This is a genomic window from Ideonella azotifigens (assembly GCF_006519715.1).
Classification (GTDB): domain Bacteria; phylum Pseudomonadota; class Gammaproteobacteria; order Burkholderiales; family Burkholderiaceae_C; genus Ideonella; species Ideonella azotifigens.
Genome location: NZ_VIDT01000127.1, coordinates 1 through 11,084, shown reverse-complemented (window position 1 = coordinate 11,084; position 11,084 = coordinate 1). Strand labels below are relative to the sequence as shown.

Sequence of the window (11,084 nt, the reverse complement as noted above, 5' to 3'; positions counted from 1 at the left end):
TGCAGCTGCCCGCGCCGGCCGACGCACGCTTCGTGCTCGGCGGCCCGGTACTGGAAGCCGGCGGCGTGGCTGCCTGGTGGCTGGACTGAGCCCTTTGTCGACCCGGGCCGCCTGGCCGTGGCACATTGCCGGTATTGGCCACCCCGGCGCCATCCACTTGTGCGATGTTCTGCCCGCCAGGCCACCACTCCCCGAAGATCCCCCGAAGAGAAGTTGAGATGAAGATCACCCGCCTCACCACCTACCGCGTTGCCCCGCGCTGGATGTTCCTCAAGGTCGAGACCGATGAAGGCATCACCGGCTGGGGCGAGCCCGTGCTTGAAGGCCGGGCCCGCACCGTCGAAGCCGCCGTGCAGGAATTCGCCGAGACCCTGATCGGCCAGGACCCAATGCGCATCAACGACCTGTGGCAGACCATGTACCGCGGCCATTTCTACCGCGGTGGCGCGATCCTGATGAGCGCCATCGCCGGCATTGACCAGGCCCTGTGGGACATCAAGGGCAAGGCCCTGGGCGTACCGGTCTACCAGTTGCTGGGCGGCCTGGTGCGCGACAAGATGAAGGTCTACAGCTGGGTCGGCGGCGACCGGCCGGCCGACATCGTGGCCGACATGCAGCGCCTGATGGAAGGCGGCTTCGACACCTTCAAGCTCAACGGTACCGAGGAATTCGGCCTGCTGGACACGCCGCGCGCCATCGACACCGCCGTGGCCAAGATCGCCGGCGTGCACGACGCGCTGGGCACCCAGGTCAGCTTCGGCATCGACTTCCACGGCCGCGTCTCCGCGCCCATGGCCAAGCCGCTGCTGAAGGCGCTGGAGCCGTTCCGTCCGCTGTTCGTCGAAGAGCCGGTGCTGGCCGAACAGGCCGAGCACTACGCGCGCTTGGCCGCGTCCACCAGCATCCCGCTGGCCGCCGGCGAGCGCATGTACTCGCGCTTCGAGTTCAAGCGCGTGCTCGAAGCCGGCGGCATCGCCATCGTGCAGCCGGACCTGTCGCACGCCGGCGGCATCACCGAATGCCACAAGATCGCCTCGATGGCCGAGGCCTACGACGTGGCCTTTGCACCGCACTGCCCGCTCGGCCCGGTGGCACTCGCCGCCTGCCTGCAGGTCGACTTCGTCTCGCACAACGCCGTGCTGCAGGAACAAAGCATGGGCATCCACTACAACAAAGGTGCCGAGCTGCTGGACTACGTCATCAACAAGGAAGACTTCCGCATAGCCAACGGCTACATCCATGCGCTGCCCAAGCCCGGCCTGGGCGTGGAAGTGGACGAAGAACGCGTGATCCGCGCCGCCAAGAACGCGCCCGATTGGCACAACCCGATCTGGCGCCACAAGGACGGGAGCGTGGCGGAGTGGTGAGCCGGTGATCGGCATGACCTGAGGCTTCGCGCCGCCATCCGAGAAATGGGGTACACAATAGGCGACGGAAATCGATGCGGTAAAGCGTGAAGTATTGACACCATGAGAATGAGTGTGACGACGCTTGCTCCTGGCTCCAGCCCCCACCCGGCGCAGGCTTCGCGCCGGACACTTGCCGGGCTGCTTGCGGCGGCGTCACCGCTGTGGGCCTGTGGCCAACCGGTCGATCCGGAGCCCTCGCCGGCCACGGCTGGCACAACGGAGCAGCTGGCTCAGGTCGTCGTCACCGGAACCCGCGCCAGTCTGATGTCGGCCCAGCAGCTGAAACGCAATTCACTGGAGGTCGTCGATGCGGTGCTCGCCGACGACATCCTGAAACTGCCGGACTTCAGCGTGACCGATGCGCTGCAGCGCGTCACCGGCGTCCAGGTCGCACGTGACCGGGGCGACGGCACCGCCACCGCCATCCGCGGCCTCACGCAGATGCAGACGACGCTGAACGGCCGGGAGGTCTTCAGTGCAGGGACCGGGCGAAACCTCGAATTTGCCGACATTCCCGCCGAGATGCTGGCCAGCCTTCGCGTGTACAAGACTTCGTCGGCGTCCCAGATCGAAGGCGGCATTGGCGGCCTCGTGGACATGCGCACCCGCCGGCCCTTCGACTTCGCCGGGCGCGAGGCGGCCATCTCGCTGCGGCGTGTGGACTCGCAGCTCGCACAGGCCGGGGCGAACCAGTTTTCGGTGCTGGCGTCCGACCGCTGGCAGACGGCCGGCGCCGGCGAGTTCGGCCTGCTCGTGAACGTTTCGCGCCAGGACCGTGCATGGCGCGAAGATCAGAAAAGCACCGGCAATCCCATCGCGCGCAGCGACATCGTGGCGGGCCAGATCGTCAACGTGGCCAGCAGCACGTCGGAAGCCACGAGTGTCGGCCTGCGTCGGCGCACCGGCATTGCGGGCGTGCTGCAGTGGCGGCCGAACGAGCAGCTCGAACTCTATGCCGAGGCCATCAGCGCTCGGCTGGCCACGCGGCAGGACTCGTACCAGATCAACGCGTCGGCCGCACCAACGTTTCAGGCAGACAGTGTGCAACTGTTCCCGGGCACCAGCGACGTGCGGCGCATCACCTGGACCAACGCACCGATCTCCATCCTCAGCTTCGCGCGCGACACCACCGACCGCACCCGCAGTGCCGCGCTTGGCGGCAGTTGGCGCGATGAAGCCACGACCCTCAAGCTCGACCTCAGTCACGCGCGGAGCTTCAACCACCTGTTCTTTTCGGGTCCGACGCTCGCGGGAACGGCCGCGAGCTTCACGCAGGACGTGTCGACGCCGGTACCGTTCACCCGGGTCGGCGGAACCGATCTGCTCGATCCGCACAACTTCCAGGTCAGCTCGATCGCCTACCGCACTCGCCCGTTCGAGGGCCACCTTGCAGCCGGGACGATCGATCTCGAACAAGTGCTGCAAGGCAGCTTTTTGCGGACGCTGGAGGCCGGGTTGCGCTTCGCGCGGCGCGGCGCAACCGACAGCCCCGGGCTGGTCTTCGCCGATGCGCCCGTGTCCGGGGTGTCGGCCGCGGACCAGGCCGGTTTTGCAGTTCCCAATCCCTATGGCGATTTTCTCGGCACGGGATCTTCGAACAGCCTGGCGCACTACATCGTCGGCAACCTCGACGCGGCCCGCGATGCGGTGACCTACCGCAGTGCCTTCGGCATCACCACGCCGATCCCCGCCGGCGGCAACCCGCTGGGCCTGTGGACGATTCGCGAGGACACCCAGGCGGCCTATGCGGCAACGGTGTTCAAGGCCTCGGCCTGGCCGCTGGACGGCAACGCAGGCCTGCGCATCGTGCGCACCAGCGAGTCTGTCGACGGCAATCAGGCGCTGCCCGCCACCGGCAGCACCGCGCCGATCACGATCGCCAGCAGCTACGTCGACCTGCTGCCCAGCGTGAATCTGCGCTACCGGCTGGCGCCCGGATGGCAGCTGCGCGCCGCCGCATCCAAGACCCTGACGCGGCCGAACTTCGACCAGCTGTCGCCGTCGGTGACCTTGGTCCGCAACTCGGTCGACCCGACCCTCAACCAGGGCGCCGCCGGCAACCCCGGGCTGGCGCCGGTGCGCTCGCGCAACCTCGACCTGGCGCTGGAGACCTACTTCAGTGCCACCACCTTGGCCCATCTGACCGGGTTCGTGAAGAAGGTCGATGGCTTCGTCACGACGGTAAGCGATCCCGAGACCCATGACGGCGTGACCTACCAGGTGAGCCGGCCGCAGAACGGGCCGATGGCCGACGTGCGCGGCCTGGAGATCGGCTACCAGCAGTTTTTCGACTGGCTGCCGGGCGCCTGGCGCGGGCTGGGACTGCAGGCCAACTACACCTACGTGGACAGCGAAATGCGGGGCACCGGGCTGCCGCTGCAGAACTTTTCGAAGAACAGCTGCAACCTGATCGGTCTGTACGAATTCGGCCAGGTGTCGGCCCGCCTCGCCTACAACTGGCGAAGCCGGTTCTTGAGCGGGATCACCAACATCGTCAACCTGGGCTCGCAGCCTGTCTACACGCGCGGCTACGGCTGGCTGGATGCGTCGCTGCGCTGGAAGGTCAGCACACAACTCACGCTTGCGCTCGAAGGCAACAACCTGCTGAACACGCGCCGGACTTCGTACTACACGGTCGCGACACGACCGCAGAGCGCCTGGATCAACGACATTCAGATCGGCCTCGGCGCGACGCTCCGCTTCTGAGACCGCCCAGCTGCAAATGCGCTTCTAAAGCAGGACAGGCAGCCGCCTGCTGGCGCGACAATGGCAACCTGGCCGCATCGGCGGCGGCCGTCGTCTCGAAGAAGTGTCAATGGATTGATCGGGAGTGGCAGTGGGCGGTATGCAGACACCTGGTCGACGACTCGCAGCATGGCGGATGTCCAGCGTGATCGTCTTGAACGCCTTGTTGATCGGCATGAACCATGCCGTCGCATCGTCAATCCCGCCCAACGCCGCCTGGAATCTCGAGGCCACCCAGGCCCGCGAGCTGGTCGAAAACGACGCGCCACGTGCCCTTCACCAGGCACAGCAATTGTTGGCGGCGCTGCCCGTGGACGCCTCGCCGGTGGACCGGGCCCGGGCGCTGAACCTGGTGGCGCGCGCCGAGGTCTATCTCGCGCAGACCGAAGCCGGGGCCGGGCATGCCAGCGCGGCGCTGGCGCTCGCCAAGGCATCGGACGATCGTGTCGGACAGGCCGAGGCCGAACTCAACATCGCGCTGAGCGCGATCAACCAGGCCCGCATCGACGCCGCCGTGGCTGCCACGACGCAAGGCCTGGCCGTGCTCGATGGGGTCGACCGGCCCGACCTGCTCGGCGAGGCGATGCTGCGCATGGCAATGTCGTACCGCCGTATCGGCCAGGTCAACGAGTCGGTCACGATGACGATGCAGGCGATGGAGATCGCCCAGCGCACGAGCCAGCCGCGTGTGCTGGCCTACGCACACCAGGGTCTGGGCATCTCGTTCAACCAAAGCGGTCGCCTTGCAGAGGCGCGCGAGCATTTCGAACAAATGCGAGTGCAGGCGCAACGGGCCGGCTCCAGGATGCTCGAGGCCGATGCGCTCTCCAACTTGGGCGGCGTGGTGGCCGGGCTCGGCGATATGGCGGCCGGCGAACGGCTCTGTCGCGAAGCGATCAAGCTGTACCGCGCGATCGGCATGCCGTTCAGCATCAGCTTTGCACAATTCGGGCTGGCAGAGTTGCTGCGCAAGCAGGGTCGTCTTGCCGAGACCGGGCAATTGCTCGACGAGGTGCTCGCGCGCTATCTCGAACACCCGAACCTCATTGGCCAGTGGTTCGTGTTGAACGCGCGGAGCAGCAACTTCGAAGCGCAAGGCCGCAGGGCCGAGGCTCGCGCCGCCGCCGATGAGGCCTATCGACTGGCACAGCAAATCGGCTTCCCGCTCTACCGCAGCGAAAGCGCGCGGCGGCTGGCCGCAGTGGTCGCGGCTGCCGGCAATGCCCGGCAAGGCTATGAGCTGCTGCTCGAAGCCTCCAACATGACCGACAAGGCCGCGCGCGAGAAGGCCAGCAGCCACATGGTTGAGCTGGCGCAGCGCTACGAATCCGAGAGCCGGCGGCGGCAGATTGCCGAACTCGAACGCCGCAACGAGCAGCAGACGGCTGAGCTGGCGCAACGGGCGCTACAGCAGCGCTGGTTGTGGACGGTGCTGGGCGGCAGCATCATCACGCTGACCGGGGCCATCGTGTTCGTCGTGTTCCTGCGGCGCTCGCAGCGCCAGCTCGAAGTGATCAACACCCGCCTCACGCAATCGCAGGACGAGATTCAGCACCAGGCCGGCATCCTGCGGCTGATCCTCAACAGCATTGGCGATGGCGTCGCCGTGTCCGACGAGCAGGGCAATCTGATCCTGATGAATCCGGCGGGCGAGCAGATCCTCGGCCCCGTCGACAAGGTTGTCGACGCGCGTGACTGGTCGCGGATGCTCGGCATCTACCTGCCCGACGAGGTAACTCCCTACCCGGTCGTGGACCTGCCGCTCGCGCGTGCGGTTCGCGGCCAGTCCTGCGACGCAGTCGAGTTGTACCTGCGCAATGCCAGTTGCCCCGAAGGGCGCTGGCTGATCGTGACGGCGCGTCCGCTGGTCGATGCCGAAGGCGCGGCGCGCGGCGGCGTCGCGGTGTTCTCCGACGTGACGGCGCGCAAACGGGTCAACGAAGAGATCCGCTTGCTCAACCAAAGTCTGGAGGAACGCGTGCGGTCCCGCACCGCCGACCTCGAACAGTCGCAACAAATGGCCAAGGCCGCCAACCGGGCCAAGAGCGAGTTCCTCGCCAACATGAGCCACGAAATCCGCACGCCGATGAACGCGATCATCGGCATGTCACACCTGGCGCTCGGCAGCGATCTCGACGCCCGGCAGCGCGGCTACATCACCAAGGTTCATCGCTCGGCCGAGGCCTTGCTCGGCATCATCAACGACATCCTCGACTTCTCCAAGATCGAGGCCGGCAAGCTCGATGTCGAACACATCCCGTTCAGCGTCGCCGAGGTGCTGGACGACACCAGCAATCTGGTGGGGCTGAAGGCCGAGGCAAAGGGTCTGGAGCTGCTGCTCGTGCTGCCGCCGGGACTGCCTCCCTTGCTGTTGGGCGACCCTTCGCGTTTGGGCCAGGTCCTGCTGAACCTGGGCAACAACGCCGTCAAGTTCACCGAACGTGGCGAAGTGTCGATCGGCGTGCAGCTGCTTGAACGCGATGCCGCGTCGGTGGTGCTCAGCTTCGAAGTGCGTGACACCGGAGTCGGCATCGATGCCGCGGACTGCGCCCGGTTGTTCCAGCCCTTCGTGCAGGGCGATGCGTCAACCAGCCGCCGCTACGGCGGCACAGGACTGGGGCTGGCGATCAGCCAGCAGCTGGTGCAGCTGATGGGCGGCCGGATCGGGGTGGTGAGCACACCGGGGCAGGGCAGCCGTTTCCATTTCAGCGCCCGCTTCGGCTTGCCAGCGGACGCCGCGTTGGACCCACCCACGCCCGTCGACTCATTGCAGGCGCGTGTGCTCGTGGTCGACGACAACGCAGCCGCACGCGAACTCTTGTGCAAGATGGCCGGCGCGCTCGGCATGCATGCCGAAGCGGCCAGCAGCGGCGAGGAGGCCCTGGCGGCAATGGCGCAGGCCGATGCGAGCATCGTGCCCTATCAGCTGCTGCTGGTCGACTGGAAGATGCCCGGCATGGATGGTGTCGAGTGCGTGCGCCGCATTCGTGATCGCGCACTGCGCCACCCTGCACCGGCCGTCATGATGCTGACGGGGTTCGGCCGCGACGAGATCGAAAGACGTCTGGACGAGGTTTCGCTGAAGGTGGGCGCTCTGCTCACCAAGCCAGTCACGCCGTCGACACTGTACGAAGCCTGCTGCGCCGCGCTCGGCCTGATGTTGGACCCGACCAGCCGAGCGCGCCTGCGTGAGCGCGTCAGTTCGGCGCACCGCGCCGGTCTGAAGGGCGCGCGCATTCTGCTGGTTGAGGACAACCTGATCAATCGCGAAGTCGCGGTCGAGTTGCTGGGCCGTGCCGGCATCGTCGTCAGCGTTGCCGGTGACGGCGCACAAGCGCTCGAGCGACTGCAGCGTGAACCGTTCGATGGCGTGCTGATGGACTGCCAGATGCCGGTGATGGACGGCTACACGGCGACGCGCGAGTTGCGCCGCGACCCGCGGCTGAAGGACCTGCCGGTGATTGCGATGACGGCCAACGCCATGGTTGGCGACCGGGAGAAGGTGCTGGCTGCGGGCATGAACGACCACATTGCCAAGCCGATCAAGGTCAACGAAATGTTCGCAACGATCGCGCGCTGGATCCAACCGGGTGGCGCCGGGCCGATCGCCGTGGCGGCAGCGTCGCGGCTCGCGACCGAGCTGCCCGATCAGGTGCCCGGCCTGGATGCGAGCGCCGGGCTTGACGCCGTGATGGGCGACGCTGTGCTGTACCGCCGCCTGCTGCGCCTGTTCCGCGATCAGCAACAGGACTTCCGCCAGAAGTTTCACGCGGCCCGGGCCGGCGGCAACGCGGATGGCGCAATGCGCCTGGCCCACGACCTGAAGAGCGGGGCCGGGCAGATCGGCGCGCACGCCCTCCAGCGTGCTGCCGAGGCACTGGAGCAGGCGTGCATAAAGGGCGGCCGTGAGCCCGAAATCGCTGATCGGGCGGCCGCCGCAGCCGATGGCCTTGAGCCGCTGGTGGCCGCCTTGCGTTCGCTCGACTGAGCGGCCGGCGCATCACGCGCAGGCCCACGGTGCACTGGCCGCCCTCGCCCACCCGGATGCCAGCCACTGTCGCCTGGGGCTCAGCGGTTGCGCCAGCACGGGGCCGCGGGGATCACTCCCCCTGGATGCGCTTGGCGGCGCGGTCCAGGCCGTCCTTCACGGTTTCGCGGCCCTGGGTGATGTTCTGCAGCGCGGCGGCCATCGCGGTCCAGAAGCGGGTCATCTCGGTGTTGTTGGGCATCGGCGTGCCGGACTGGGCGGCGGCAAAGGTGCCGGCGATCAGCGGGTCGGACTTCAGCTCGGCGTAGTAGGCCTTGTTGGCTGGCACGCCCAGCGGCACGTGGGCGTTCATCGCCTTCAGGCCGTCCATTGAGAGCAGGTAGTTCTCCAGGAACTCGTTGGCCGCTTCCTTCTGCTTGCTGTTGGTGGCGATCATCGCGCCCAGCACGCCGACAAACGGGCCACCCTGCTTGCCGTCGATCTTCGGGAACGGGGCGACACCGAAGTTGATCTTGCTTTTCTTCAGGTTGTTCCAGGCCCAGGGGCCGTTGATCGTCATGGCCACGCGACCCTCGTTGACGCCCGCTTCGGCCTCGGCATAGCTGGCGGTCTTGGGCATCACGCCGGCCTTGATCAGCGACATCAGCGTCTCGATGCCGCGCACCGCGCCGGGGTTGTTGACACCTGTGTCCTTGGCGTCATAGGTGCCGTCGGCGTTGCGCTTGAAGGCATAGCCACCGCCGGCGGACATCAGGCCGTAGGAGTAGTAGATCTCCGTCATCGGCCACATGATGGCGCGCTTGCCCTGGGCCGAGAGCTTCTTGTCCAGGCCGACCACCTCGTCCCAGGTGGTGGGCGGCGTGGGCACCAGGGCCTTGTTGTAGATCAGCGCCAGGGCCTCGATGGACAGCGGGTAGCCCCAGGTCTTGCCGCCGATGCGCCAGGCCTTCCAGGCCAGCGGGTCGATGGCGTCCACCGTCTTCTTGCTTGGCGTGACGGGCGCGATCAGGCCGGCAGAGATCCAGCTGCCAACGCGGTCATGCGGCCAGATCCAGATGTCCGGGCCCTTGCCGGCCGCGGCGGCCTGCTCGAACTTGGCGATGGCGTCTTCCGGGTGCTCGACCTTGACGGCGATGCCGGTATCGGCGCTGAACTTTTCGGCGATCTTGGCAATGCCTTCGTAGCCCTTGTCGCCGTTGATCCAGATCAGCAGGCTCCCATCGGCCGCGTGCGCGACGCTGGCGCCGAGCATGGCGGTGAGCGCGGCCGCAGCCAGCAAGGTGTGGGCCGCAGCGCGGCGGGTCAGCGATCCGGTCATCGGGAACTCCTTTGTCTCCAAGGGTGGCATTCAGACCAAGCGGGGCGGCATGCCACAGCAGCACCGCCTTTGAGGTAGAAATATTTAAGTTAAACGCTTAATCTTGTGCGCGGATTTTTGAGCCGCTGCCTGCGCAGTGCCAATAGGGCTATCCCGCATCTGATCCAGACAGGCAAATCGCCGCGCATCGGCTTTCTAAGCTTGTCCAAATTAAACGCTTAACAATCGTTCAAGAGGATGACGGGCCAGGCTTTGTTCCCCCAAGGTGGGGACGTGCGGCCCGCCCTGCCGGCCGCACACTGCGGCCGTCCCTTCCCCTGTGGTTCATGCCAACGATTGCCAAGGAGATGCACATGCCCGCTTACGGTGAACGCGTTCTGCAAAAAGACATGAAGGGCCCGGACGTGGCCGAGCTGCAGTTGCGGCTGGCGGGATTCCGCGGCACGCTGCCGGACGGCGACTTCGGCTCGGGCACCGAGCTGCAGGTGCAGCAGTTCCAGCGAGACGTGATGAAGATGGCCAGCCCGACGCGGGTGGTGGACAAGGCGACCTTCATCGCCATCGACCAGTTCGCGCAACGCTGCCCGATCGACTTCAAGCAGCTGAAGTGCCCCTGCGGCACCTGCAGCGGCTTTGGCCGCGGGCTGTTCCGTGGCCAGTACCTGCCGGGCGGCCAGGGCCAGGAGATCAACAACCTGTACGAATACCCCGGCATCCACCGCATGCTGCTGTGGGCCGTGCGGGCGGCGTATTTCTACATGCCTGAGCACCAGTTCTCGTTCAGCTCGGGCTACCGCTGCAGCGTGGACAACCAGCAGCACAAACGCACCAGCACCAACCACCACGGCAAAGCGGTGGACCTGGACATTGCGCTCAAGGCCGGCGAGAGCAAGCGCGACGACGCGGTCAAGTGCGATGCCGTGCGCGGCAAGCTGGTGGAGCTTTCGAACGCCCAGATCGGCTGGACAGCTGCCAACCGCAAGGCGCTGGAGCCTTCTTCCATCGCACCGACCTGGGTGCACTACGACGTGCGCCAGTACGACGCGGTCTACCTGGCCGACAGCTACTTCTGCAAGGACGCCGACTCGCTGGACAGGCCGATGCCGATCAAGGTGTAGCCAGCCCGGCAGCGCCAGCGGCGTCCAGCGCCTCAAAGCGCTTGGCAAGGAAGTCCACCAGCGCCCGCACCCGCCGCGGCACGAAGCGGCCGCTGGGCAGCAGCGCGTGCAGCGGATACGGCTCGGTTTCCCAGTCGATCATCAGCGGAACCAATTCGCCGGACGCCAGGTGGCGCAGCAGGTCCAGCTCGGAGCGCAGCATGATGCCGGCGCCGGCCAGCGCCCAGTCGCGCGCCAGCGAAGCGTCGTCCACGCTGCGGTCGCCATGCACCGTCACCTCCGTCCACTGGCCCTGCTGGCCGAAGCGCCAGCGCCTGTAGGGCTTGCCGCCGCGGTCGAAGATCAGGCAGTTGTGGCGCAGCAGGTCCTGCGGGTTCTGCGGCGCCGGATGGCGCGCCAGGTAGGCCGGCGAGGCACACAGCACGATGCGCCCCACGGCCAGGCGCCGAGCGACCAGGCGCGAGTCCGGCAAGGCGCCGTAGCGCAGCGCCAGGTCCACTTCGTCG

At 66.9% G+C, this 11,084-nt stretch carries 6 protein-coding genes; 4 read left to right on the top strand and 2 right to left on the bottom strand.

Annotation, left to right across the window (positions count from 1 at the left end; all coding sequences use genetic code 11):
• Positions 1–218: 218 nt before the first annotated feature.
• From dgoD to FKP22_RS10610, 3 genes are all read left to right on the top strand, one after another.
• A complete protein-coding gene (gene dgoD / locus FKP22_RS10620) occupies positions 219–1,367 on the top strand; it encodes a galactonate dehydratase (RefSeq protein WP_141287466.1) in 1,149 nt (382 codons plus the stop codon).
• Between the two features lie 102 nt (positions 1,368–1,469).
• Entirely contained in the window at positions 1,470–4,115 is a 2,646-nt protein-coding gene (locus tag FKP22_RS10615; RefSeq protein WP_310733316.1) for a TonB-dependent receptor, read from the top strand.
• A 175-nt stretch (positions 4,116–4,290) separates the two neighbouring features.
• The gene (locus FKP22_RS10610; RefSeq protein ID WP_170200841.1) at positions 4,291–8,142 is read left to right on the top strand and encodes a response regulator; all 3,852 of its coding nucleotides are present in this window, start codon (positions 4,291–4,293) and stop codon (positions 8,140–8,142) included.
• A 112-nt stretch (positions 8,143–8,254) separates the two neighbouring features.
• On the opposite strand, the gene malE is transcribed toward FKP22_RS10610, so the two are convergent.
• Positions 8,255–9,460, bottom strand: coding sequence for a maltose/maltodextrin ABC transporter substrate-binding protein MalE (gene malE, locus FKP22_RS10605; RefSeq protein WP_141287463.1), 1,206 nt, complete (start codon positions 9,458–9,460; stop codon positions 8,255–8,257).
• A gap of 353 nt (positions 9,461–9,813) precedes the next feature.
• Between malE and FKP22_RS10600 the strand changes: the two genes are divergently transcribed.
• Complete coding sequence (locus tag FKP22_RS10600; RefSeq protein WP_141287462.1) at positions 9,814–10,578, top strand: peptidoglycan-binding domain-containing protein; 765 nt, start codon at positions 9,814–9,816, stop codon at positions 10,576–10,578.
• On the opposite strand, the gene FKP22_RS10595 is transcribed toward FKP22_RS10600, so the two are convergent.
• On the bottom strand, positions 10,568–11,084 hold a 517-nt coding region (locus FKP22_RS10595), incomplete at its 5' end, for a substrate binding domain-containing protein (RefSeq protein ID WP_211361368.1). The genes FKP22_RS10600 and FKP22_RS10595 overlap by 11 nt on opposite strands.

What these genes read in the sequence shown, in the direction of transcription:
- dgoD (WP_141287466.1), top strand. Translation starts at nt 219, where the DNA reads ATGAAGATCACCCGCCTCACCACCTACCGCGTTGCCCCGCGCTGGATG.
- FKP22_RS10615 (WP_310733316.1), top strand. Translation starts at nt 1,470, where the DNA reads ATGAGAATGAGTGTGACGACGCTTGCTCCTGGCTCCAGCCCCCACCCG.
- FKP22_RS10610 (WP_170200841.1), top strand. Translation starts at nt 4,291, where the DNA reads ATGTCCAGCGTGATCGTCTTGAACGCCTTGTTGATCGGCATGAACCAT.
- malE (WP_141287463.1), bottom strand. Translation starts at nt 9,460, where the DNA reads ATGACCGGATCGCTGACCCGCCGCGCTGCGGCCCACACCTTGCTGGCT.
- FKP22_RS10600 (WP_141287462.1), top strand. Translation starts at nt 9,814, where the DNA reads ATGCCCGCTTACGGTGAACGCGTTCTGCAAAAAGACATGAAGGGCCCG.